General features: G+C 31.8%; 23 protein-coding genes. 13 read left to right on the forward strand and 10 right to left on the reverse strand.

Annotation, left to right across the window (positions count from 1 at the left end):
• Nucleotides 1-12: 12 nt before the first annotated feature.
• The 6 genes from AC23L6_RS07415 to AC23L6_RS07440 all read left to right on the forward strand — a co-directional run bounded on the left by AC23L6_RS07415 (nucleotide 13) and on the right by AC23L6_RS07440 (nucleotide 6,378).
• Nucleotides 13-822: an enoyl-ACP reductase FabI gene (locus AC23L6_RS07415; protein ID WP_487561596.1), complete on the forward strand. Its 810-nt coding sequence runs from the start codon at nucleotides 13-15 to the stop codon at nucleotides 820-822.
• A gap of 94 nt (nucleotides 823-916) precedes the next feature.
• Entirely contained in the window at nucleotides 917-2,335 is a 1,419-nt protein-coding gene (locus AC23L6_RS07420; protein WP_487561310.1) for a choice-of-anchor J domain-containing protein, read from the forward strand.
• 83 nt (nucleotides 2,336-2,418) lie between these two features.
• Complete coding sequence (locus AC23L6_RS07425; RefSeq protein ID WP_487561309.1) at nucleotides 2,419-3,417, forward strand: glycosyltransferase family 2 protein; 999 nt, start codon at nucleotides 2,419-2,421, stop codon at nucleotides 3,415-3,417.
• Entirely contained in the window at nucleotides 3,414-3,998 is a 585-nt protein-coding gene (coaE, locus tag AC23L6_RS07430) for a dephospho-CoA kinase (RefSeq protein ID WP_487561308.1), read from the forward strand. The genes AC23L6_RS07425 and coaE overlap by 4 nt, the downstream gene beginning before the upstream one ends.
• Nucleotides 3,999-4,070: 72 nt before the next feature.
• Nucleotides 4,071-5,657 carry a sensor histidine kinase gene (locus AC23L6_RS07435; RefSeq protein ID WP_487561307.1) on the forward strand — a complete coding sequence of 529 codons (1,587 nt, stop codon included), beginning with the start codon at nucleotides 4,071-4,073 and terminating at the stop codon, nucleotides 5,655-5,657.
• Nucleotides 5,658-5,661: 4 nt separating this feature from the next.
• Complete coding sequence (locus tag AC23L6_RS07440) at nucleotides 5,662-6,378, forward strand: response regulator transcription factor (RefSeq protein WP_487561306.1); 717 nt, start codon at nucleotides 5,662-5,664, stop codon at nucleotides 6,376-6,378.
• A gap of 31 nt (nucleotides 6,379-6,409) precedes the next feature.
• On the opposite strand, the gene AC23L6_RS07445 is transcribed toward AC23L6_RS07440, so the two are convergent.
• The gene (locus tag AC23L6_RS07445) at nucleotides 6,410-7,150 is read right to left on the reverse strand and encodes an acyl-[acyl-carrier-protein] thioesterase (RefSeq protein ID WP_487561305.1); all 741 of its coding nucleotides are present in this window, start codon (nucleotides 7,148-7,150) and stop codon (nucleotides 6,410-6,412) included.
• A 140-nt stretch (nucleotides 7,151-7,290) separates the two neighbouring features.
• On the opposite strand from AC23L6_RS07445, the gene AC23L6_RS07450 reads away from it, so the two are divergent.
• Nucleotides 7,291-8,787 (forward strand): T9SS type A sorting domain-containing protein, encoded by a 1,497-nt coding sequence (locus tag AC23L6_RS07450; protein ID WP_487561304.1) that lies wholly within the window; start codon nucleotides 7,291-7,293, stop codon nucleotides 8,785-8,787.
• Between the two features lie 49 nt (nucleotides 8,788-8,836).
• Here the strand turns inward: AC23L6_RS07450 and miaA are convergent, their stop codons facing one another.
• From miaA to AC23L6_RS07475, 5 genes are read right to left on the reverse strand one after another with little or no spacing between them, the layout of a single operon-like run.
• Nucleotides 8,837-9,766 (reverse strand): tRNA (adenosine(37)-N6)-dimethylallyltransferase MiaA, encoded by a 930-nt coding sequence (gene miaA / locus AC23L6_RS07455; protein ID WP_487561303.1) that lies wholly within the window; start codon nucleotides 9,764-9,766, stop codon nucleotides 8,837-8,839.
• A 1-nt stretch (nucleotide 9,767) separates the two neighbouring features.
• Nucleotides 9,768-11,129 (reverse strand): exonuclease domain-containing protein, encoded by a 1,362-nt coding sequence (locus AC23L6_RS07460; RefSeq protein WP_487561595.1) that lies wholly within the window; start codon nucleotides 11,127-11,129, stop codon nucleotides 9,768-9,770.
• Nucleotides 11,130-11,170: 41 nt separating this feature from the next.
• On the reverse strand, nucleotides 11,171-11,830 hold the full coding sequence (locus AC23L6_RS07465) for a YggS family pyridoxal phosphate-dependent enzyme (RefSeq protein WP_487561302.1): 660 nt from the start codon (nucleotides 11,828-11,830) through the stop codon (nucleotides 11,171-11,173).
• Nucleotide 11,831: 1 nt separating this feature from the next.
• Nucleotides 11,832-12,719, reverse strand: a complete 888-nt coding sequence (locus tag AC23L6_RS07470; RefSeq protein WP_487561301.1) for a 3-hydroxybutyryl-CoA dehydrogenase — start codon at nucleotides 12,717-12,719, stop codon at nucleotides 11,832-11,834.
• Nucleotides 12,720-12,733: 14 nt separating this feature from the next.
• Nucleotides 12,734-13,702 (reverse strand): Gfo/Idh/MocA family protein, encoded by a 969-nt coding sequence (locus AC23L6_RS07475; protein WP_487561300.1) that lies wholly within the window; start codon nucleotides 13,700-13,702, stop codon nucleotides 12,734-12,736.
• A 98-nt stretch (nucleotides 13,703-13,800) separates the two neighbouring features.
• Here AC23L6_RS07475 and AC23L6_RS07480 point away from each other — a divergent pair, with 98 nt between their 5' ends.
• Complete coding sequence (locus tag AC23L6_RS07480; protein WP_487561299.1) at nucleotides 13,801-14,442, forward strand: protein-L-isoaspartate(D-aspartate) O-methyltransferase; 642 nt, start codon at nucleotides 13,801-13,803, stop codon at nucleotides 14,440-14,442.
• 335 nt (nucleotides 14,443-14,777) lie between these two features.
• On the opposite strand, the gene AC23L6_RS07485 is transcribed toward AC23L6_RS07480, so the two are convergent.
• Nucleotides 14,778-17,252 carry a TonB-dependent receptor gene (locus AC23L6_RS07485; protein ID WP_487561298.1) on the reverse strand — a complete coding sequence of 825 codons (2,475 nt, stop codon included), beginning with the start codon at nucleotides 17,250-17,252 and terminating at the stop codon, nucleotides 14,778-14,780.
• 94 nt (nucleotides 17,253-17,346) lie between these two features.
• On the reverse strand, nucleotides 17,347-17,688 hold the full coding sequence (gene arsC / locus AC23L6_RS07490; RefSeq protein WP_487561297.1) for an arsenate reductase (glutaredoxin): 342 nt from the start codon (nucleotides 17,686-17,688) through the stop codon (nucleotides 17,347-17,349).
• 92 nt (nucleotides 17,689-17,780) lie between these two features.
• On the opposite strand from arsC, the gene AC23L6_RS07495 reads away from it, so the two are divergent.
• Both AC23L6_RS07495 and AC23L6_RS07500 read left to right on the forward strand, forming a co-directional pair.
• Entirely contained in the window at nucleotides 17,781-18,758 is a 978-nt protein-coding gene (locus AC23L6_RS07495; protein ID WP_487561296.1) for a CPBP family intramembrane glutamic endopeptidase, read from the forward strand.
• Nucleotides 18,739-19,788: an AMP-binding protein gene (locus AC23L6_RS07500; protein WP_487561295.1), complete on the forward strand. Its 1,050-nt coding sequence runs from the start codon at nucleotides 18,739-18,741 to the stop codon at nucleotides 19,786-19,788. The genes AC23L6_RS07495 and AC23L6_RS07500 overlap by 20 nt, the downstream gene beginning before the upstream one ends.
• Nucleotides 19,789-19,834: 46 nt before the next feature.
• On the opposite strand, the gene AC23L6_RS07505 is transcribed toward AC23L6_RS07500, so the two are convergent.
• Together AC23L6_RS07505 and AC23L6_RS07510 are read right to left on the reverse strand one after the other, a co-directional pair.
• Complete coding sequence (locus AC23L6_RS07505) at nucleotides 19,835-20,260, reverse strand: DoxX family protein (RefSeq protein ID WP_487561294.1); 426 nt, start codon at nucleotides 20,258-20,260, stop codon at nucleotides 19,835-19,837.
• A gap of 524 nt (nucleotides 20,261-20,784) precedes the next feature.
• The gene (locus AC23L6_RS07510) at nucleotides 20,785-22,413 is read right to left on the reverse strand and encodes an acyl-CoA carboxylase subunit beta (RefSeq protein ID WP_487561293.1); all 1,629 of its coding nucleotides are present in this window, start codon (nucleotides 22,411-22,413) and stop codon (nucleotides 20,785-20,787) included.
• Between the two features lie 227 nt (nucleotides 22,414-22,640).
• Between AC23L6_RS07510 and AC23L6_RS07515 the strand changes: the two genes are divergently transcribed.
• From AC23L6_RS07515 to AC23L6_RS07525, 3 genes are all read left to right on the forward strand, one after another.
• Entirely contained in the window at nucleotides 22,641-23,282 is a 642-nt protein-coding gene (locus AC23L6_RS07515; RefSeq protein WP_487561292.1) for a DUF47 domain-containing protein, read from the forward strand.
• Nucleotides 23,283-23,306: 24 nt separating this feature from the next.
• Nucleotides 23,307-24,632, forward strand: a complete 1,326-nt coding sequence (locus AC23L6_RS07520) for an anion permease (RefSeq protein WP_487561291.1) — start codon at nucleotides 23,307-23,309, stop codon at nucleotides 24,630-24,632.
• Nucleotides 24,633-24,734: 102 nt separating this feature from the next.
• Nucleotides 24,735-25,958, forward strand: coding sequence for a porin (locus AC23L6_RS07525; RefSeq protein ID WP_487561290.1), 1,224 nt, complete (start codon nucleotides 24,735-24,737; stop codon nucleotides 25,956-25,958).
• Nucleotides 25,959-25,969: the final 11 nt, after the last annotated feature.

Raw genomic sequence — 25,969 nt, forward strand, 5'->3', positions numbered from 1 at the left:
TTAATTTTCACAATTATGTACAATTTATTAAAAGGGAAAAGAGGAATTATTTTTGGAGCTCTAGATGAGAATTCAATAGCATGGAAAACGGCAGAGCGAGTTCATGAAGAAGGAGGTGTTTTTGTTTTAACCAACGCACCTGTAGCAATGAGAATGGGTACTATAGATCAATTAGCAGAAAAAACAAATTCTAAAATTATTCCTGCAGATGCAACATCAATTGAAGATTTAGAGCAGCTTGTAGATACGTCTATTGAAATTTTAGGTGGAAAAATTGATTTTGTTTTGCATTCCATAGGCATGTCAGTCAATGTTAGAAAAGGAAATCATTATACCAATCAAAATTATGATTTTACTCAAAAAGGTTGGGATGTATCGGCAGTTTCTTTTCACAAAGCGCTACAAGTTCTTTACAAAAAAGACGCGATGAACGAGTGGGGAAGTATAGTAGCACTATCTTATATGGCTGCACAGCGCGTTTTTCCAGATTACAATGATATGGCAGATAATAAAGCTTTTCTTGAATCAATAGCCAGAAGTTTTGGGTATTTTTTTGGAAAAGATAAAAAAGTTAGAGTCAATACTATTTCTCAATCTCCAACACCTACCAAGGCAGGTCAGGGAGTAAAGGGATTTAATGGCTTTATTACTTATGCAGATAAAATGTCTCCCTTAGGAAATGCTACAGCCTTAGACTGTGCTAATTATACTGTTGCCATGTTTTCCGATTTGACAAAAAGGGTAACGCTTCAAAATTTATATAACGATGGTGGTTTTTCTAACATGGGTGTGAGCCAAGAAATTTTGGAATCGTTTGAATAAGGATTTATAGAATTCTGTTAATTGTTAAAACTCGAGATTTTTTCTCGAGTTTTTTATTTATTTTTACAAATAATAATCATAAACGAACTAAATTATGAAAAAAATTACATTATTATTGATGCTTTTCGTTGGATTTTCTGCTTTTGCACAATTCCCTCAAGATTTTGAAGGAACTTTTCCACCAGATGGTTGGCAAGTTTTCAGAGGAGTGAATGATCTTGGCGTTGAAAGTGATTGGACATCAACTACAGTTGGGGCAGCTACGGGCGAGCAAGCAGCTTATGTAGAATATGAGGCTTTAGGTGACGGTGAATTGGCTGAAGATTGGTTGGTTTCTCCAGCATATACTGTAACTGCACCAAATACATTCTTAGCGTTCTATCAAGGTCAAGATTACGAAGATGTATATGGGTCTACTTATACAGTAAGGGTTTCTACAACTTCTCAAACGGATATAAGTTCGTTTACAATTGTTGATACACAGACAGAAGAAGATTTTGGAGTGGATATGACTTCAAAAAAGATTGATTTGAGTGCTTATATTGGACAAACAATCTACATAGCTTTTGTTATGGAAAATAATGATGGAGATAGTTGGGTTATTGATGGAGTTGATTTTATTAGCAATATATCTGCTCCTGATTGTGTTTCAAATCCTGTTCCAGCTAATGAAGCTACGGTTCCTGTAGGAGAAACAACATTTTCATGGTCAGTACCTTCTAGCGGAAGTGCCCCAACTTTTTATACTATTTTATCTGGGTCAACTCCTGACGCTGTTACAGATTTTGTTGCTAGTACTACAACACCTTCAATCGATTTGTACTTATCTAATTACAGCACTACTTTTTATTGGAAAGTTATTTCAGTTAATTTAGCAGGAGAATCAATAGAGTGTCCAGTTTGGAGCTTTTCTACTCAATCACCTCCTGGATATTGTTTGATAGGAAGCCAATATCCTGATGGGAATTATGTTATTGAAACTTGTGATGGTGTCACAGAAAATGAAATTGTACCAGATGGTTATGCAGGTGAATATTCAGTTGTAGAAGTAACCGCAGGCAATACTTATACTTTTACTAGTGGAGAAACTGATTTTATTACAATTTCCAATGAAGCTGGTGATACTTCTATTATAACAGGTACTACACCTTTAACATGGGATGCTACACTAACAGGCGCAGTACGTTTTTATTCTCATACTGATGATCAATGTGGGGAAGAGCAAGCAGGAAGAATTAGAGCAGTAGTTTGTAGTGAAGCGTTATCAACAAAAGGTTTTGATAATGCAGCTTTCAATGCCTTTCCAAATCCTGTGAGAAACATTTTGAATATTTCATACAGTAAAGATATTTCTAAAGTTACAGTTTTTAATATGTTAGGTCAAGAAGTTTCGGTAAAATCCTCTTCTTCGAATTTGTCTAAAATTGACATGTCAAATTTATCCAGAGGGTCTTATTTGGTTAAGGTGATTGCTGGCGGCAGTACTAAAACAATAAAAGTTTTTAAACAATAATAAAATGTATTATTTGGATTCAAAAGCTGCCATTTTGGTGGCTTTTGTTTTTTATAAAGTTTATATTTGTTAAAAAAATCTAGATGTACTTTTCCTTAATAATACCTGTTTACAATCGTCCAGATGAGATTGATGAACTTTTAGAAAGTTTAGTAATTTCAGACTACAAAGAAGCTTTTGAAGTCGTAATTGTCGAAGATGGTTCGTCTATTCCATGTAAAGATATTTTAGAAAAATTTGAAAACAGATTGAATATTTCATATTATTTCAAGGAAAATTCTGGTCCAGGAGATTCTAGGAATTTTGGAATGAAAAAAGCAAAAGGAGATTATTTTTTGATTTTTGATTCAGATTGTATTATCCCTAAAGAATATTTATCAGAAGTTTCTAAAAGTTTGCAGAGTACCTACGTAGATTGTTTTGGAGGGCCAGATAAAGCATTAGATTCATTTTCTGATATTCAAAAAGCAATTAATTTTGCTATGACCTCATTCTTAACTACTGGAGGAGTTCGTGGCGGATCGGAGAAAATAGATAAATTTCAGCCTAGGAGTTTCAATATGGGACTTTCTAAGAAAGCATTTGAAGCCTCTGGAGGATTTGGTAACATTCATCCCGGAGAAGATCCCGATTTGTCGATTCGATTGTGGAATTTAGGATTTGAAACCAAATTATTTACGAATGCATTTGTTTATCATAAACGAAGAATTGATTGGAATAAATTTTCAATTCAGGTTAATAAATTTGGAAAGGCTAGACCAATTTTAAACAGTTGGTATCCTAAATACAGTAAATTAACCTATTTTTTTCCGTCAGCTTTTATTATTGGCTTTTTTATTTCAATACTACTTTTACTATTCAATCAGGATTTATTTTTACAGCTATATTTTGCATATTTCATATTAATCTTTATCGTTGCTACTATTCAAAATAAAAGTTTGAAAATTGGTTATCTTTCTGTAATTGCCGTTTGGAAACAATTTTTTGGATATGGAATAGGATTCATTGAATCATACGTTAAAGTATTGCTTTTGAAACAAAAACCTCAAGAGGCTTTTCCTGAATTATTTTTTAAATCATGACAAAAATAATAGGTTTAACGGGCGGTATAGGAAGTGGTAAAACTACTGTAGCAAATTATTTTGATAAGCTAGGGATTCCTGTTTACATTGCAGATGTTGAAGGAAAAAAAATCACCGAATTTCCACAAATTTTGGAAACAATTAAAACTGTATTTGGCAGTGCTGTTTTTGATAAAGGAAAATTAAATCGGAAAAAACTGTCTCAAATTGTTTTTAATGATTCTAAAAAATTGCAGCAACTTAATGCAATTATTCATCCTGAAGTAGAAAAACATTTTACACAATGGGTCAATAATCATTCAAATTTTCCGTTAGTAGTTAAAGAGACAGCACTACTGTTTGAAAGTGGTAGTTATAAAAAGTGTGATTTTGTCATAACGGTAATAGCGCCCCTAGAAGAAAGAATAAATAGAGTGATAAAAAGAGATGCTGTAACTCGTGAAGAAGTTCTTGAACGTATTGAAAATCAATTATCTGACGAGTATCGAATTAAAAATAGCGACTACATTATTGACAATACAGACAGTGAAACTATAGAGAGTCAAGTCAAAGAAATTCTTAAAAAAATTACAATTCAATAAAATTATTAAGATTTGTTAATCTTTGGTTAATGTATTAATAGTACAAATGTTAAATTGTTTAACTTTGTTACGATGAATAAATTGTTTTTCCGATTACTTGTAGTTTTAATGAGTTTGTCCTTGATAGGAATAATCCTTGTTCAAGTATATTGGTTCAATACTTCTTTCAAAAATAACGATGAGCAATTTCGGTTTCATGTTACTCAAGTAATCGGGAATGTTGCCGATAAATTGCAAAAAGAGGAAGCTTTTAGTTTTATTGATAAGTATAAAAAACTTAAAGACATTATAGGTAAAGAGCCTGAGAAAAGTGATTTTCTCGAGTTTGGATACTATCAAAGAGATTTCAGAACCAACGAAACAATTATTTATTCCAATAATATCATTTCAGAAGATTTCAATGTATCTTCTTCGTTCTTTGATAAAAAAATTGATAGTATAAAGAAGCTCAAAAATTTTTCTTCAAAAAGAGTTACCGAAGTATATAGTAATAGAGATATCGATAAATCTCAAATTAATAAAGATATTTCTCCAGATATCAAGATTCAAAAATCAGGAAAACTCGATATTTTAGAAAACGCTCAATTTGAAATTTTTTTCAAGGATATAGCAGCAGCGAAGCCTTTGCAAGAAAGAGTATCTAAGGAAAAACTTCAAAAATTGCTCGAAAAAGAATTGAAAGAATATGAGGTGAAAACGCCTTTTGAGTTTGGGATTTACAGTAATGGATTGGCAACAAAAGTAAAATCTGAAAGATTTAAATTTGATAAAAATGCCACTTATTCCATTCCTATTTTCACAGACAACGAAGGAAATAATAAATATGAATTATTAGTTAGTTTTCCTCACAAAGAAAGATTTTTATTTTCTGAGCTTCTTGGGATTACTTTATTGTCAGTAATTTTTACGCTAATTATTGTAATTGCATATACGAGTGCTTTAAATCAACTAATAAGGCAAAGACAGATATCTGAGATTAAAACAGACTTTATTAATAATATGACGCATGAATTTAAAACACCAATTGCCACAATAAATTTGGCTCTTGATGCAATAAAAAATCCAAAAGTTATAGAGGATAAAGAAAAAATTAATCGATACCTGCAAATGATTCGTGATGAAAATAAAAGAATGCATGCACAGGTCGAAAACGTACTTCGAATTTCTAAATTAGAGAAAAGAGAACTGGAGATTAGTAAAGAGTCAAATGCTATTCATGACATTATTGAAGATGCAATTGAGCATGTTAATTTAATAATTGAAGATCGACAAGGAACAATAACAACTCATTTTGAAGCTAGTAGAGATACTGTTTTAATTAATGATGTACATTTTACAAACGTAATTGTAAATATATTAGATAATGCAATAAAATATTCTCCTGAAGCGCCAAAGATTGATGTGTATACTGAAAACATAAAAGATTTCGTTATAATCAAAATAAAAGACCAAGGTCTAGGGATGAGTAAAATAGCTCAAAAAAGAATTTTTGAAAAATTCTATCGAGAGCATACAGGAGATTTACACAACGTAAAAGGTCATGGGTTAGGTTTAGCTTATGTTAAACAAATAGTTGACGACCATAACGGAGAGATATTCGTCGAAAGCGAAAAAGGAAAAGGAAGTACATTTATAATAAAAATACCACTAATTAACTAGTAATATGGAAACAGAAAATAAAAAAATTCTTTTAGTAGAAGATGACCAAAATTTTGGAGCGATATTAAAGGACTATTTATTGCTTAATGACTTTGATGTTACATTGGCAAAAAATGGAATGGAAGGCTTTGAAAAATTTAAAAAAGACACCTACGATTTGTGCATTCTCGACGTCATGATGCCTTACAAAGACGGCTACACATTGGCCAAAGAAATCAGAGAAAAAAATAAAGATGTGCCAATTATTTTTCTAACAGCAAAATCGATGAAAGAAGATGTGTTGAAAGGATATAAAGTAGGAGCAGATGATTATTTAAATAAGCCATTTGATTCTGAAGTTTTATTAATGAAAATTAAAGCAATTATTCAAAGAAAAACAACAGATATCAAAAACGATCATGTGAAATTTGAATTTCAAATTGGTAAATTTCATTTGAATTCGAAATTACGTTTCTTGACCTATAAAAACGAAGAGCCTATAAAGTTATCTCCAAAAGAAAATGAATTATTGAAAATGTTAGCTATCTATGAAGATGATTTAATGCCAAGAGAATTAGCATTGACAAAAATTTGGAGAGACGATAACTACTTTACTTCAAGAAGTATGGATGTTTATATTGCCAAATTAAGGAAATATTTAAAACCAGATGAGAATGTAGAAATTCTCAATATCCATGGAGAAGGATTTAGACTTGTAGTCAAAAATAAAGCAGTAGCATAAATACAAAGGCTTCGAGAAATCGGAGCCTTTTTTATTTCCAATTCAATTGTAGTGCGCAACTGGTTTTGTCGTTTTTAGTAATACTAAAAATAGTTGATTCTTCAGCCATACATTCATGAAGAATAATAGCATCGCCTAAAGATAATTCTTTAAGAAAATTCATTTCAAAACTTCTAATTTCTTGATTTAGAATTAGATTATCATCAACCAAGTCCAGGCACCATTCCAAGTATTTTATATTATTTACATGATTTACAATGTCCAAATCAGATAGACATACTGTTTTTTCAAAAAGAATCTCTTTATCTTTTGATATGTCTATTTTGGAGAATGATTCCTTTGTAGCTTTTTCATTTGGAAATAATTCAAAATGCTCATAGGGTAGAGCTAATGCTTCAGGTCTTCGTGTTTGCGTATTAAAAACTGCCCAAAATGTCTCAGAACCAATGATTTTCTTTCCATTGACGTACATTTCTAATGCACGAACCGAACGAGAATTTTCTAGAGAATTAATCCAAGTTTTTACAGTTACAATATCTCTCCATTTAGGTAATGCTGCAATTTCAACTCGCATTCTACTCAATACCCAAGCTTGATGGAATTCTTGCATGTCAGTAAAACTAATGCCACCAATTTCTGAATGAGCCGCAGCAGTCAATTGCAAAAGATTACACAGTTCAGTGTATTTTAAAAAACCATTTGGGGCACATTGCGTAAAATTGATTTCCCAATCTTTGCTTAATATGGATGTAAAATTAGGAGCTATTGGCATTTCGAGTTAAATTTATATAAATGTAAAAATGTTTTTTCCATTTTCGTCAAATTAATATTTTTGTTAGCATTAACAACATATTGTATTTTTATTTAATTATTTTTACATAGCTGATTATTAATTTCTTAAAAAAAATTACTTTGAAAAAATATATTTTACTAATTTTTCTTTTTCCTTTTATTAGTTTCTCTCAAGCTCCAAATTTACAATGGCAAAAGTCTTTCGGAGGAAGTGAGTTTGATGTAGCAAATGCCGTGGTAGCAACTTCCGATGGTGGAATTGTTTTTGCTGGAGAAACCAATTCAGCATATGGAGATACTGGTGCTAATAATAATGGAAAATTTAACCTTTGGATTGTAAAAGTTGACGCTGCTGGAGCAATTCAATGGCAAAAACCATTAGGTGGTACAAAAAATGATAAGGCATATAGTGTTATAGAAACGAATGATTTAGGTTTCATTGTCGCTGGATTTACAAGCTCAAATGATAATGATGTAACATTAAACAAAGGAAATAGTGATTATTGGATTATCAAATTTAGTTCATCTGGATTTATTGAATGGCAAAAAACTTATGGTGGTTCTGGTTCAGAAGAAGCTTATACTATTCAACAAACTGAAGACAGTGGTTATATTATTGCTGGCGTAACCAATTCTACTGATGGAGATATAACTAATGCAAAAGGCGATCAAGATTATTGGATTATAAAATTGAATAGCTCAGGGGATTTGATTTGGCAAAAAATATTTGGAGGTACTCAAACGGATCAACCAAGTAAACTTTTAGTAACTAAAGATGGTGGATGTATTATTACTGGTAGAACAAATTCTATTAATGGAGATGTAACTAACACATCATTAGGTTATTGCGGATGGATAGTCAAATTAAATAATTCAGGAGATATTGAATGGGAAAAATGTTTTGAAAACGCAGTAATGGCTATTCAGTACATTCCTAACTTGGATCAATATGTTGTTATTGGATATGGAGAAGGACTTGGAGGTGATTCTTGGATTGCAAAAATTGATAATTCGGGTACAGTTATTTGGCAAACTATTTATGGAGGGTCAGGTTATGAACTTGCAAGAGCGGTTGCATTGACAACTGATGAAGGTTTTTTAACTTGTGGCGTAACATACTCGGCAGATGGAGATATTACTAATTATAAAGGGAATGGTGATTTTTGGTTAGTGAAATTTGATAAAAGTGGACAATTAGAATGGGAAAAAACTTTTGGGGGATCAGGTGGAGATATTCCATATGCAATGACACTTTCTGCATCAGGAGAAATTGTTTTAGCAGGTTCAACTACTTCAACTGACGGAGATATAACCGATGTAAAAGGTAAATCTGATGTTTGGATTATTAAACTAGAAACAGAAACGTTACAAAATGAAAGTTTCAATAATGATCTTTCTGCATTATATCCAAATCCAGTTTCTAATTCTTTAAATCTTACTTTTTCTAATTCAAATCAAGAAAAACAAATATTGATATTTGACGTAAATGGTAAAATAGTATTCAATAAAAGTCAAAAATCAAATACTGTCGTCGTCGAAAATTTAACTAAAGGAACTTACATTATACAAATCAAAATAGGCTCCCAAAATTATATAAGTAAATTTATAAAAAAATAGCATCTAAATAGTTAAAGCTTTTAGCAATGCCTTAAAGTGATTAGGCATATTATGAACTGTGAATTATTTCAGTTATATAATTAATGATTTCATTTTTGTCAGTCGAATAATCAAACCATTTTGTCTTTTCATTTCTTTTAAACCAAGTCAATTGTCGTTTTGAAAATCTACGAGTGTTTTTCTTGATTTCTTCGATGGCAAATTCAAGAGAAAATTCGCCTTCAAAATAACTAAATAATTCTCTATAACCCACAGTTTGAAGTGCATTTAATTCTTTATGAGGAAATAACTGTTTGGCTTCATCCAATAGACCTTGGTTTATCATTATAGCAACGCGCTGATTGATTCTGTCATAAATGACATTTCTCTCAGATTCTAATCCGATGAGAATAGGGGTGAAGTTTCGACTGTTTTGCTTTTGATTTAAAAATGAAGAATAGGGTTTTCCCGTTCCCAAACCCACTTCTACAAACCGCATCATGCGTTGTGGATTTTGTAATGTTTGTGGATTCTCCTCAGATATTTTTTGGAAATAACTAGGATCTAGAGTTTTTAGTTGTTCTTGTAAATAGGTAATTCCCAGTTTTTCATAATTTGAATTTACAGCTTTACGAACAGAAGCATCAATATTTGGGAATGCATCAAATCCTTTTAAAACTGCATCAACGTACAAACCAGATCCACCGACGAGAATTGCAAAATCATTTTTTAAGAATAATTCATCTAATTTTGAGATGGCTTCTTTTTCAAAATCGCCAACGGTGTATTCATCAAAAATGGATTTATTTTGAATAAAGTGATGTTTTGCCGAAGCCAATTCCTCTGGACTTGGAACAGCGGTTCCAATAGACATTTCTCTGTAAAATTGTCGACTGTCGCAAGAAAGAATTTCACATTTGAAATAATTGGCCAAAGCAATACTTAAAGCTGTTTTTCCAATAGCAGTTGGGCCAACAATCGTAATTAGAAATTTTGCCATTCTAGAATCGTTTGATTTTTAAACTTTTACTTTTTCTAATATGACTTTGTATGATATTTCGAGTATCGCGATTGTTTTGCATTGGAATGATGATGGTTCTTAAAATATCAATGGTATTAATTTGATAATTCAAATCATAAAAAGCATACCCTTTATAAATACCATTTTCTATCAATACGGCACTGCGTTCATTAATAGTTCGTCCACGGTCAATAAGAACCATATTTTGGTTTTCAAAACTGTAGCTATTGATAAACTCTTGAACTCTACTATTGTATTCTTCTGGAGAAATTTTGCCAATACAAGCACCATCACATTCTTTAATTTTATATTGAAAACATTCCGCTTTTGTTTCGTATAAACCAGTTAATTTTTGACATAAATTAAACTGAGATGTAATTCTAAACAAGGTGTTTTTTCCTTCTTGTAGCGTTGTAAATGAAGTGATTTCTTTTTTTCGACCATCGGCTTTTTGTAATTTTAAGTTGATGTAGCCATTGGAATCCATTTCATGATACAAAGCCCATTCGAAAATGCTTTTTCGTTGCGCTCTATTGAGAATAGGCTTATTAATTTTTATCTCTTCGCTTTCCTTTAACAGCGCTATTAACTCGCTTCCAGTTTCATCATAAGTAACCGAAAATACTGTAGCTTGAATTTTTTTACTTTTAGTTGATGTACCCGTAAAATGCTGATTGATTCGTTTTTTGATATTCCTGCTTTTGCCAATATAAATTATATCACCAGTCTGATTATAAATATAATACACTCCTGTTTTTGAAGGCAAACTTTCAATAATATCTAGTAATTTTGGAGCAATTCCTTTAATTACTTCGGTCTTAACTAATTCTTTTACAATTACTTTTTCAACATCTTTATCTAAAAGCATTTTGAATAATTTTACTGTAGCCAAGGCATCTCCACTAGCACGATGCCTATCGGCCATAGGTATGCCAAGTGCACGAACCAATTTGCCTAAACTATAGGAAGGTTGGTCGGGAATCAACACTTTTGCCAATTCTACAGTACACAAGGTTTTAGCTTCGAAATTATAACCTAAACGACGAAATTCAGTTCTTAATATTCTAAAATCAAAACTAGCATTGTGCGCAACAATGATACAATCTTGAGTAATTTCGATAATCCGTTTAGCTACTTCATAGAATTTTGGAGCCGATCGTAACATGGCATTGTTAATTCCAGTCAGTTTTACCACAAACGGTTGAATAGGAATTTCTGGATTAACCAAGCTAATAAACTGGTCTACAATTTCATGCCCATCAAATTTATAGATAGCAATCTCTGTAATTCCTTCTTCATTGAATTGTCCTCCAGTGGTTTCTATGTCGAGTATGCAGTAAATTTTGTTTAAAGTTTAAAGTTCATGAAAGTTAAAAATTGTTCTTAACGACTACCAAATATACTACTCCCAATTCGAACCATGGTACTACCACACTCTATTGCGAGTGGATAATCGCCAGACATTCCCATAGATAAAGTTTGAAGTTTGAAGTTAGAAGTTGGAAGTTGGTTTGTTTTATCAAAAATAGCTTTTAAATGAGTAAATTCTTTTTTGATTTGCTGTTGATTCTCGGTAAAAGTTGCCATTCCCATTAGTCCTACAATTCGAATGTTTTCTAAATTTTTGAAAGTTTCGGATTGTACTACATTATTCAATTCACTTTCGCTTAATCCAAATTTAGTCTCTTCTTCGGCGATATGAATTTGCAGTAAACAATCAATAATTCTATTATTTTTTAATGCCTGTTTGTTAATTTCTTCTAATAATTTCAAACTATCAACACCATGAATTAAACTCACAAATGGAGCCATAAATTTAACTTTATTCGTTTGAACGTGACCAATCATGTGCCATTGAATGTCTTTTGGCATTTGTTCCCATTTATCAACCATTTCTTGGATTTTGTTTTCACCAAAAATACGTTGACCAGCTTCGTAGGCTTCCATCAAATCGGAAACGGGTTTGGTTTTTGAAACGGCAACAAGAGTAACATTCTCAGGTAAAGACGATTTTATTTTGAGAAGATTTTGTGTAATTGACATATTAAATAAACTGTTTAGAAATTTTCTCTGCCTTTTTACTTTCACTATAATCATAAAAACCTTCACCTGATTTTACACCTAGTTTTCCAGCTCGAACCATATTGACTAATAAAGGACAAGGTGCATATTTTGGATTTTTAAAACCGTCGTATAGTACATTAAGTATTGCCAAGCAAACATCCAATCCAATAAAATCTGCTAATTGTAATGGTCCCATTGGGTGTCCCATTCCGAGTTTCATAACGGTATCAATTTCATAAACACCAGCCACTTTATTATACAGCGTTTCAATAGCCTCATTAATCATGGGCATCAAAATTCTATTGGCAACAAAACCTGGATAATCGTTGACTTCGACTGGAGTTTTTCCTAGTTTTTCGGATAGTGTCATGATGATTTCGGTGACTTCATTGCTGGTATTGTATCCGCGAATAATTTCTACCAATTTCATAATTGGGACAGGATTCATAAAATGCATACCGATAACACGTTCAGGATGTGCAACTACTGCACCAATTTGTGTAATAGAAATAGAAGAAGTGTTAGTAGCTAAAATGGTATTATGAGCGCAAGTTTCATTTAATTGCTTGAAGATATTTAGCTTTAAATCAACGTTTTCAGTAGCTGCCTCAACCACCAAATCTACGCCAACAACTCCGTCCTTAATATCGGTGTAAGCAATAATATTACTAATGGTCTTGAATTTCTCTTCTTCAGAAATAGTTCCTTTTGCTACCATTCGGTCTAAATTAGTAGCAATAGTAGCCATGCCTTTATCTAGTGCTTTCTCGGAAACATCAATTAATTTTATAGTAAAACCACTTTGTGCAAAAGTATGCGCAATTCCATTACCCATTGTTCCAGCACCTATCACGGCTATTGTTTTCATAATGTTAGTTTGTTTTATTGTTTATTCATCGAATCAATAATCATATAGGCTACTCGTAATGCTTCAGTTCCATCTTCTAGAGTTACAATTGGGGTTGTATTATTTACAATTGCATCTGCAAAAGTTTCTAATTCGTCTAATATTGCATTATTTGAGGAAACTTCAGGATTGGCAAAATAAATTTGCTTTTTTTCTCCTTCTGCATTTTGCAAGATAATGTCAAAATCACCAGGAACTTCTTGCGCATCTTTCATTTTTACTACTTCACAAATTTTATCTAAATAGTCAACCGATATGTAAGCATCTTTTTGAAAGAAACGAGATTTACGCATGTTCTTCATTGAAATTCTACTAGAAGTGATGTTGGCTACACAACCGTTTTCAAATTCAATTCGAGCATTAGCAATATCAGGTGATTGACTCAAAACCGAAACGCCACTGGCATGAACCGATTTTACTTTAGATTTTACTACACTAAGAATGGCATCAATGTCATGAATCATCAAATCTAGAACAACTGGTACATCTGTACCACGAGGATTGAATTCGGCTAGGCGATGGGTTTCAATAAACATTGGGTTTTCAATCTGATTTTTCACAGCTATAAATGCTGGATTGAATCGCTCAACGTGACCGACTTGACCTTTTACCTTATATTCATTGGCAAGTGCAATGATTTCTTCGGCTTCTTCAACAGTGTTTGAAATGGGTTTTTCAATAAACACATGCTTGCCAGATTTGATAGCTACTTTAGCACATTTATAATGCGAAAGCGTTGGCGTTACAATATCAATGACATCAACAGCATGAATTAATTTGACAATAGTATCAAATTGTTTGTATCCAAATTCGGCAGCTATTTTAGCTCCATTTTCTTGATTTTCATCATAAAAACCTACCAGTTCGTATTTATTAGATTGTTGCAACAATCGTAAATGTATTTTCCCAAGATGACCAGCACCTAAAACGCCAACTTTTAACATAAAAATGATTTTGAACAAAAATAGGAATTTATTGATAAAGCATAATTGATAATTGGTAATTTGTTTTCTATTTTTACCAAAATAAATTAACCTACATTTTGAAAGATACCGCTAAACATCAAGGACTTCGTAATCAATTGGTTTCCATTTTAAAAGAAAAGGGAATTACTGACAAAAATGTCTTAGAAGCTATAAAAATAATACCAAGACATTTGTTCTTAAACTCAAGTTTTGCTGATTTTGCCTATCAAGATAAAGCCTTTCCGATAGGAGCTGGACAAACGATTTCTCAGCCTTATACCGTAGCTTTTCAATCTCAATTATTAGAAATAAAAAAAGGACATAAAGTACTGGAAATAGGAACAGGTTCAGGATACCAAACAGCCGTTTTGTGTGCTATAGGAGCCAGTGTTTATAGTATAGAGCGACAGAACGAATTATTTAAACAAACATCTGTTTTGTTACCTAAACTAGGAATTCGTCCAAAGCATTTGTCTTTTGGAGACGGTTATAAAGGCTTACCTAATCATGCTCCTTTTGACAGTATTATTGTTACTGCTGGGGCGCCAATCATTCCTAAACCTTTGATGGCACAATTAAAAATAGGAGGTAGGCTAGTCATTCCGTTAGGCGAGGAGGTTCAGATTATGACTTTGTTGATTCGCAAAAATGAAACTCAATTTGAGAAACACGAATTTGGCGAGTTTCGATTTGTGCCTTTGCTGGTCGATAAAAATTGAGGAAATTAACAGAATCAAAATCTAATAAATGCTATGTGGAAAAGATTTATAAAAATTGGTATCTTTTAATTGGTAAGAAAAAATAATAAACATACATTTGCATATAATTCAAAAAAATTCCGGAAAACATGTTTGAATTTTCACAGTATTTAGGCTTTTTACTTTTTTTAACCATTCTTACTATAGGATTTTGGTTAATGTTTTTTTTGGTAGCCTTTGTCCAGTATTGGGTTGGAGGTGTTTTTTATCAAATGTATAAAGAGAAAAAAGCAAGAAAAAATTCGTCTGCGTAAAAACAGACTTATAAAAAAAGGAACTCAATTGAGTTCCTTTTTTTATCCCTGAAAATCTTCTCCGCCATTATCGCTATCACGTTTCTGATTTTTTTCTCTTTCAGTTTTTGATTTATTGAATCGATAGGTAAAAGATAAGGTAAATTGCCTTTCACGCCATTGCATTTCGCTATAAGAATGAACAAGGGGCAAGGTTAAGTCATTAATTCTTTTTCTTGAATTAAAAATATCGTTAATGTTAAAAGTAATTGTTGCTTTGTCTTTTAGAACATCTTTACTCATAGCCATATTGGCACTAGCATTTGCTTTAGTAATTCCTTGAGCCGTTTTTTGAGCAGCATTATAGGTTCCATTGACTTGAAAGTCAATTTTGTACGGCAAATTAAATTTTGAATTTAATCTAGTGAACCAAGTTGATGCATTGTAGTTAAAGTCAATAGTTTCAACTTCGTTGGACGATTTAGTATAGGTAAATTTCCCATCTGTTTTGTTGCTAAAAAAATTGAAATTTCCATTCAATTTCCACCACTTAAATGGACTATAATTCAAGGTAAATTCAAAACCTATTTTGTTATCTGTGGCCAGGTTAAATGGTGTATTTAAAACTACAGGTATATCTCCAATATATCTACCAGATTCAATCCTTACAACTTGAAAGGAGCCCGAAGTTTTGTTATAATATAAGGAAGTACTTAAAGTTACTTTATTCCATTTTTTTAAATATCCCATATCAAAAGCGTCACTGTAGGAAGGATCTAAATCTGGATTTCCTACAAAAAGATTGATGTTACTGGAGTAGGAGGAAAACGGATTGATAAATCTGCCTCTGGGTCTTGTAATTCTCTTACTATAATTCAATGAAATGCTACTTCCGTCACTGATTTCGTAGGTTAGAAAAGCACTTGGAAAGAAATTATTATATTTCTTAGTGTTAAAATCCTGTGTTGTTAGTTGGTTAATGACAATCTTAGAATCTTCAAATCGCATTCCGAATAAATAAGAAAATTTATTGATTTTCGACCCAAATTGTGAATATAAGGCTGATACATTTTCTTTGTACTCTAAGGTGTTAGTAAAATTGGTATTTACTGTAAAAGTACCATTCCCTAAAAAATCTTCTTCTACTCGATATTCTGACAAAAGAGTGAGGTAATTTCCTCTAAAACCTGCTTCAAACTGACTGTTTTTACCAATTGGCAGAACATAATCGGACTGAATAGTATTTCTGTTTTGTTTTTGATTGTTGTATGTTGATTCAGAAGAAATAAAGCTTTTTACAGGCTCGATTCCCGTTCCTGTTATAATTGAATTTTCTAAATCATTGTTTTGAGAAAATGAGCCATCAATAGTGAATTTATGTCCGTCTTTTTTGAATTTTTTCGTGAAATTTGTTGAATATTCATAATCAATACTTGTTCGTGATAAGTCATTATATCGCTGTGTTTTGCTAAATGGGTCAAAGCTTGAATATTTAGAATAGATTACTTTTTCAGGATTAGCACCATCATTGTTTCTGAAGGAAAATGTATTGATCCAAGAAGAACTTTTGTCAAGAAATAGTTCTATTCCAAAATTTCCATTTATTCCTTCTCTTTTTCTATCGTTATTTCTACGTTCTTCAATGTAGGAAACTAAATTTTGATTTGAATCGTAATTTTCCTGATTTATTTTAGTGTTTCCTGGGTTATTACTCTTGTTGTATCCTAATGATGTAAAAATATTTGATTGTTTGTTTTTTATATTTAAAGTTCCTGAAACGCCTGTATTTTCTGGAGAACCTGCAGATAGCATCAGAGTTCCATTTAAACCTAGATTTTTGCCTCTTTTTAAAATAATATTCAAAATACCACCACCTCCTTCAGCATCATAACGAGCTGACGGGTTTGTTATAACTTCAACTTTGTCAATGGCATCAGCAGGAATAAGGCGCAAGGCGTCAGTAATATTAATTGCATTTGAAGGTCTACCATCAATTAGAATTTGAACATTTTGATTTCCTCTCAGACTTACATTTCCTTCCACATCAACAGAAACAGAAGGAATATTGTCCAATACATCACTTACTGTTCCTCCTTTAACAATTAAATCTTGCCCAACATTGTATACTTTTTTGTCTAGTTTTATTTCTACAGTACTTTTTTCAGCACGTACCTCTACTTGATTCAGTTTAGTGGCATCTTCATCTAATGCGATGACTCCTAAATTTGTGTTTTCAGATAACTTTCGTTCTTTGATTTCAGTGGGTTTGAAAGAAATAAACTCGATTTTAATGTTGTAAATTCCTGGAGTAACTTCTACATCAAATTCACCTTTCGAATTGGTAATTCCTCCTGAAATTGCCTTAGGATTCTTTACATTGGTTAACGTTATTGTTGAATATTCTAATGGTTGTTTGCTTACTTTTTCAATAACTGAACCTTTAATTTTTATTTTTTTTGATAAAGGTTTATCTTGTGCGAAAACTGTAACGGAGATTATTAGTAATAGGGCTATTAAAGAAAATTTAAAATTTGTCATGCTTTTTTGATAAGAATTTCTATATATGATTACAAAAGTAGTTTTTGGTTTAATGGGCATATCATAAATCTTTGTTAATTGAAACTATCAAATATTACAGTATAGTATTTATATTTTCTAATGGTCTTGCAATTGTAGCTTTATCACCATTAATTACGATTGGTCTTTCAATTAAAATTGGATTTGTAATCATGGCTAGAATAATTTCTTCATCAGTCATGGGAATATCTTTGAAATTTTCAATCCAGATTTTTTCTTTTTGACGTACTAATTCTAGTGGTTTTATATTTAATTTTTTGATAATTGTCTTTAATTCATTAAGTGTTGGAATAGTTTCTAAGTATTTAATCACTTCAAATTCCTTTCCAGATTGTTCAAGAAAAGCAAGACAATCTCTAGATTTTCCACATCGGTTATTGTGATAAATTTGTATCATACAGTATGTTTTAAATTTTATGTAAAGGAATTGAATTTAATTTTAAAAATTAAACTAAATTCGTGCTTTTAAAAGTAAGTTGTATTCAAACTATGTTTATAGAGCAAGGTTGCAAGCCTGAAAATAAATTTTGGAAATATATTTTAGGTTCTTTGTTAATTATTTTAGCTTCGAGTATTGGACAAGTTCCATTATTTTTAGCAGTTTTAGCAAAATCCATATCTCAAGATAAAGCAATTCCGTCCAATTCAGATGAATGGATGAAAATACTCGATTCAAATCTTACTTTATTTTTGATTATGTTATCTTTTGTTTTTGCATTTGCTGGTATTTTATTTGTCGTTAAATATTTTCATAAACAATCCTTTTTCGAACTAACAACGTCAAGAAAAAAAGTAGATTGGAATAGAATTTTCTTTTCTTTTTCAATTTGGGCATTGTTTACAGTTTTTTCTACTTTAGCGATGTACTATACTAGTCCTGAAGACTTTGTTGTACAGTTTAAACCAATACCATTTTTGATTTTATTTGTTATTGCTACACTAATGATTCCTATTCAAACAAGCACTGAAGAATATGTTTTTAGAGCCTATTTGATGCAAGGTTTTGCAAATTTATCTCTGAATAAATGGTTTCCGTTAATCATGACTTCAATAATTTTTGGATGTCTTCATATTTTCAATCCAGAAGTGAGTAAAATGGGATATATTGTTTTGGTTTACTACATAGGTACTGGACTTTTACTTGGAATAATGACTTTAATGGATGACGGAATCGAGCTTTCATTAGGATTTCATGCAGCGAATAACATGGTAGGAGCTTTATTGGTAACTTCTGATTGGTCCGTTTTTCAAACAAATTCAATTCTCAAAGACATGTCTGATCCATCTGCTGGATTTGATGTAATTTTACCAGTAATTCTTGTTTATCCTATACTTTTATTTATCTTTAGTAAAAAATACAATTGGACCAATTGGACTGAAAAACTAACAGGAAATATAGCTAATTCAGATACAAAATTAAATACTAACATACATAACGAATATCACCATGATACCAACTTATCATAATGTACACAACAGTTTTAAATTGAATGGTTTTCATTTTAATCGTGAAAATTTATTACGAGTGGCTTATAGTTTTATAAAAGAAGGAGAAGATTTTGAAAAACCAATTGGAGAGTTTCTCCTTGATTGGTTTGATGATCGCACTTATATTGATTTGCAAACTTCTGGAACTACTGGCGCCTCAAAAACAATTCGAACCTCTAAACAAGCCATGGTAGAATCAGCTATTGCAACTGGAGACTTTTTTGATTTGCGTCCAGGAAACAAAGCTTTACAATGTTTACCAGTAAAATATATTGCCGGAAAGTTAATGTTTATTAGAGCATTTATTTTAGGTCTTGATATGGATTTTGTTGCACCTAGCGCCCATCCTCTCGAAAATAAAAGTGACGTTAAATATGATTTCATTGCGATGGTACCCTTGCAAGCTAAAAACTCTTTGAAAGAATTAAAAAACGTAAAAAAATTAATAATAGGAGGCTCAATGATTAGCAAGGCTTTAGAAAAAGAGTTACTAAAACTCCCAACTAAAGTATACGAAACCTATGGTATGACCGAAACAATTACTCATATAGCCGCAAGAGAAGTTGGTGAGAAAGTATTTACAGTTTTACCAGATATAACTATTTCTTACGATTACAGAAACTGTTTGGTAATTCATGCTCCAAGGATTTCTGATGATTTAATTGTTACCAATGATATTGTTGAACTAACCAACGAAAAGCAATTTAAATTTATAGGAAGATTTGATAATATCATCAATAGTGGAGGTATTAAACTTATTCCAGAACAAATTGAAGAAAAACTATCCGGTAAAATAGCGGCTCGATTTTTTGTAACTGGCAAGGCCGATGAAAAATTAGGAGAAAAATTAGTTTTAGTTATTGAAGGAGAAAAACAAAAAATAGAAGATGCGGTATTTAATGCATTGGATAAATATGAAAAACCTAAAGAAATACTCTTTATTCCTAAGTTCAAACAAACGGAAAACGGAAAAATTCTCAGAAAAGAAACCGCTGAAAATATAGCCTAAAAACAAAACGCACTAAGAATTTATTTTAGTGCGTTTTTTTAATCAACTATTTTTCCATTTTAAAAAAGTAATCCGCTGAATGTTTTCCGCTACCATAAATCAAGAAGAAAACACTAACGATTAAAACGATTAGAGCCATTATCAGATTACCAACATTCATTTCTCCGAAAAAATTGATAAGAATTGCTCCCAACAAAATAGGAAGTTGTGCTATAATTGCCCATCGGGTGAGTAACCCAAATACGATAATCGTACCTCCAACTATATGTGCTGCTGCAATATAGTGAAAAGCAAACATACCCCCGAGAAAATTACTAACGGGAGCGATTAAATCTTCAAAGTCTCTATTATTTGTTATAAAAGAGATTCCTTTTAAAACTAAAAAAACACCAAGTGCAACCCGTAAAATGTCGATGGGGTAGGAAGTATGCCTATTGGCCCACTTGTTTAATCCTTTAACTGAAGTATCCATAGTAATTAAGTTTTATTTATACTAAATTACTAATTTTAAAGTTAAAAAATAACATTTTAATAAATTAATTAACAAATTAAATACATGTAATTTGGATTTCATGTCGAATATCCAATGATATTCAGTTACTAATACGATACATTTTTGAAAGAAATTTTAGTCAATTAATTTAGACTTTCTTTTAAAATAGAAAATAAAAAAAATACTTCCGATTATGTTAAATGTATTTAAGATGCTACTATTGTCAATTAATAATCCTATTGTGCCTATTATTGAGGTTAAAACTAGCAAGACTTTGTACTTTGTATTTTTTTCTTGAATACTGTAGTAAATATAATTCATAGTTAATACTGTAAACATCAGTTTATTGGCATAAAATACAAAATCAGAACTTTCATTATATGAGTAAGAAATAATTTTTACAATCAATACTATAACTGCAAGTAAAAGAAGAATTATCTGAGTTTTTTTCATGAGCCAGTTACTTAGGTTTAAAGGTAAAAATAGTTTTTTTAATTTAGTAATTAAACCTGAATGACTCCCAAATTAAACTTTTTTTCAATAGGAGAGTGATTCGCTGCTTCAATTCCCATAGAAATCCAGGTACGTGTTTCAAGAGGATCAATGATGTCGTCTGTCCATAATCTTGATGCAGCATAGTAAGGCGATGTTTGTTCATCATATTTTGACTTTATGGCATTAAACAATTCTTTTTCTCTTTGTTCATCAACCAGTTCTCCTTTGGCTTTTAATGAATTAGCTTCAATTTGTGCCAATACTTTCGCAGCTTGAGTTCCTCCCATGACCGCCAATTCAGCACTTGGCCAGGCAAAAATCAAACGAGGGTCATAGGCTTTTCCGCACATGGCATAATTTCCGGCTCCATAGGAATTACCAACAATTACAGTAAATTTTGGCACAACTGAATTGGATACAGCATTCACCATTTTAGCACCGTCTTTTATAATACCTCCGTGTTCAGATTTGGAACCTACCATAAAACCTGTCACATCTTGAATGAAAACTAAAGGGATTTTCTTTTGGTTACAATTGGCTATAAATCGGGTGGCCTTGTCTGCTGAGTCAGAGTAAATCACACCTCCAAACTGCATTTCTCCGTTTTTTGTTTTTACTACTTTGCGTTGGTTGGCAACGATACCAACTGCCCAGCCATCAATTCGAGCATAAGCAGTAATTAGCGTTTGTCCATATCCTGCTTTGTATTCGTCAAATTCTGAATTATCAATGAGTCGTTTAATAATTTCATACATATCATAAGACTCATTTCTGGCTTTCGGTAGAATTCCGTAGATTTCATTTTCGTTTAATGCGGGTTTTTGTGGAGCAATTCTATTGAAACCTGCTTTGTCAAAATCACCTATTTTATCAACGATGCTTTTAATTCTGTCAAGGGCATCTTTATCATCAGTAGCCTTGTAGTCGGTAACTCCCGAAATTTCGCAATGAGTTGTAGCACCGCCTAAAGTTTCATTATCAATACTTTCACCAATGGCTGCTTTGACCAAATAACTTCCTGCAAGGAAAATACTTCCCGTTTTATCAACAATCATGGCTTCGTCGCTCATAATCGGGAGATAGGCACCGCCTGCAACACAACTCCCCATTACTGCTGCTATTTGAGTGATACCCATGCTGCTCATTATAGCATTATTTCTAAAAATCCGACCAAAATGTTCTTTGTCAGGAAAAATTTCATCTTGCAAGGGAAGATATACTCCAGCACTGTCTACTAGGTAAATTATAGGAAGCCTGTTTTCTATGGCAATTTCTTGAGCTCGAAGATTTTTTTTTGCAGTAATTGGAAACCAAGCCCCTGCTTTTACAGTAGCATCATTGGCAACTACAATACATTGTTTCCCTTTGATGTATCCAATTTTTACCACCACACCACCAGATGGACAACCTCCATGATTTTCATACATTCCTTCTCCAGCAAAAGCTCCAATTTCGATACTTTTAGCTTTTTTATCCAACAAATAGTCAATGCGCTCTCGAGCAGTCATTTTACCTTCAAGATGTAATTTTTCAATTCTTTTTTGACCTCCACCAAGTTTTACTTTAGAAAAATGTTTTTTTAAATGGGATAGGAGAAGTTTATTATGATCTTCGTTTGTATTGAAGTTGATATCCATAATTTCTTTTTTGTTGTTGGGTTATTTCTTTGAATTAATTTTGGAGTAGAAATTTTATATTTAATTGCTAAAATACGAAAACGATTGAAATATTGTGTAATATTGTATTGGTCAATGTTAATTAAACATTAAATAATTATTATTAATGATAACAGCAAGTTATTTGTAAGTTAACGATAATTTAACATTGTAAGTCTAAGTTTGCTTAAATTTTAAAAACATATCAAATGTCATTAAACAACATTTTTCAATTTTTAGTTCCTAAGGATAAAAAGTTCTTTCCATTATTCGAACAAGCCTCCACTAATTTGATTACTCTTGCAGAAACTCTTCATGAAGCGGTTAATGCTCCTAAAGATCAAAGAGAGGAATATTTCAAAAAAATTGAAGATTTAGAAGCTACCATTGAAGAAATTACTCATAAAACACATTTAGAGTTAAGCAGAAATTTCATTACCCCTTTTGATAGAGAAGATATACATTCACTAATTAAAGCAATAGACAATGTCGCTGATTACATGCATGGTGCAGCGAGCAGAATGCGTTTGTATCAGGTTGAAAAGATAACAAAATCTATCCGTAAATTAACTGAGATTAATTTAGAGGCTTGTCAACTCATAGGTGAGGGAATCAAGCAACTAAAGGATATGAATCATAAAGTAATTAAGGATACTTGCAAGAAAATCAATAAATTAGAAAGTAAAGCTGATAACGTTTTTGATAAAGCAGTTGCAGATATTTTTGAAAATGAAACCGATGCTAAAAACATTATTAAATACAAAGAAGTATTGTCAGCGCTAGAATCAGCTTCTGATAAATGTAAAAGTGTTTCCAATGTTATGGAACAAATTTCTGTAAAACATTCATAGCATTTTACTAAAAAAAATACTTTTATGGATTTTACTCTACTCATAATAATCATTGTACTTGCATTAGTTTTTGATTATATCAATGGTTTTCACGATGCAGCAAACTCTATAGCAACCATAGTAGCTACAAAGGTTTTAACACCTTTTCAAGCTGTGCTTTGGGCTGCTTTTTTTAATTTCATGGCCTATTGGGTTTTTGGATTTGGTGTTGCAGACACTGTTGCTAAAACTGCACATACCTCTAGTATCGATTTAGTAGTAATTTTAGCTGGTGTTATTGCTGCGATTATTTGGAATTTAATCACTTGGTGGAAAGGAATTCCTTCTTCTTCATCACATACATTGATTGGTGGTTTTGCTGGAGCTGCCATTGCTCATGGATTCTCAAGTGTAACTGACCCAGAAAATTTTGGATTTAAAATTGTAAACTGGTTAAAAGCAGCCAAAGAGGGTGAATTATTACCAAGTGGTGTTTTTATAGTAATTCTATTTATTGTGTTTGCTCCTTTATTAGGAATGATTATTTCGTATTTTCTATCGTTATGGTTGATGTATTCTTCTAAAAAGAATATCTATCCAAAAATTTTAACAATAGTATTGATGGTATTGGTATTCTGGTTTTTATCTTCGGTTTTGGTAGGATATGAAGGAATTAAAAAACCAAGATTCGAAAGTCATTTTTGGAGTGTAATAACTGAACCTTCTAATATTAAATGGTTTCTAGTAGCTTTTATTTTCTTCAGCTTAGCCATTTTTAATTTATTTTTCAGTAAATTATCAGTAGGAAAAGCGGAAGCAGTATTAAAAAAAATGCAATTATTATCCTCTGCAGCTTTTAGTTTAGGACATGGTGGAAATGATTCTCAGAAGGTAATGGGTATTATAGCCGCTGCAGTAGCTGTATATTTAAGGATGAACCCTCATGTAGATATGTCGGCTGGATGGTTGGATTTAAATGTTATACTTCCTGATGAAGATAAAGGAATCAAATCACACATGCCCGCTTGGATTCCCCTAACTTGTTATACCGTAATTGCATTAGGAACTCTAAGTGGTGGTTGGAAGATTGTAAAGACTATGGGGTCAAAAATTACCAAAGTAACTGCATTTGAAGGAGTAGTAGCCGAATCTGCTGGAGCATTAACATTGTTTACGACAGAGCATTTTAAGATTCCGGTTTCAACAACACATACCATTACAGGATCAATTATTGGGGTAGGAGTAACTAAAAGAGTATCTGCTGTTCGCTGGGGTGTAACAGTAAAACTTTTATGGGCTTGGATTTTAACGATTCCTGTTTCGGCAATTTTAGCAGCTCTAGTATACCATCTATTAAAATTGTTTATCTAAAATATAATTCAAAGCTAACCTCAAAGTTGGCTTTTTTTGTGACATAAATTTAGCTCTTTTTTTTAAATTATATTATTTCAAAGAGCAATTAAAACCTTTCAAATGAAAAGAATACAACTCATACTATTACTATTTACTTCAATTTCTATTTATTCACAGGTTACTATTGAGCAATCAAAACACGATAATGATGTCAAATTATCTGCTTTGCCGTACTATAGTTTTGGAAAAGGAGTTGGTTTGACTTCGCCAGATAGTTTATTTCAATTAAACATTCGTTTTCGCTTACAAAACAGGGTTAGTTATGTTGAAAATGATGGTGAAAATGGAGCTTATGACGGGCAAATACGTCGTTTGCGTCTTCGTTTTGATGGTTATGTGGGTAATCCAAAATTTTTATACGCCATACAATTGTCTTTTGCTCCTGGTGATGTTGGGGAAATTCGTGAGGGAGAAAATATCAATATTATCCGAGATGCAGTGGTTTTTTATAGACCTAATAAACATTGGAATATCAGCTTTGGACAAACCAAATTACCAGGTAATCGTCAACGGGTAAACTCATCTGGAGGATTACAACTTACAGATAGAACCATAAACAATGCTAAATTTACTATCGATAGAGATTTCGGATTTCAGGTTCATCATTTGAATGAATTCAAAGATACATTTTCGTATAATTTTAAGGGTGCTTTATCTACTGGAGAAGGAAGGAATGTAACAGGTAAAGCCGATGATGGAATTGCAGCTACAGGAAAAATTGAATTATTTCCACTTGGAGCATTTACTAAAGACGGAACCTATTTTGAAGGAGATGTTATTAGAGAAAAGACTCCAAAGCTAATGGTATCTGGAGCTTTTCAACAAAATAATCACGCCAGAAGAACACAAGGTCAACTAGGAAATGATTTATTTGAAAAACGTACTATGAGATCGGTTTTACTTGATGCTATGTTCAAATACAATGGCTGGGCTGCTATGTCTAGCTTTATGTCAAGAACCACAACAGATAATGCTATAACTTACAATCCAGATGATATAGCAGAATCTAATTATGTTTTTGTAGGAAACGGATTTGATTATCAAATAAGTTATAATACCAAGAAAAACTATGAGTTTATCGGAAGATATTCACTTCAAAATGTAGGTAACGATATTGAAAAGTTAGCCCCTAAAGTAAAAGAATACTCTTTTGGAGTTACAAAATATATTTGGGAACACGCATTTAAGTTACAGGCAGAAATTAATTATGATACATTGGAATACTTCAATGGAAACATAAAAAATAACTGGTATTTACGTTTTCAAGTGGAAATCGGAATATAATTTTTAAGAAA

The organism is Flavobacterium sp. R1_16 (assembly GCF_057652095.1).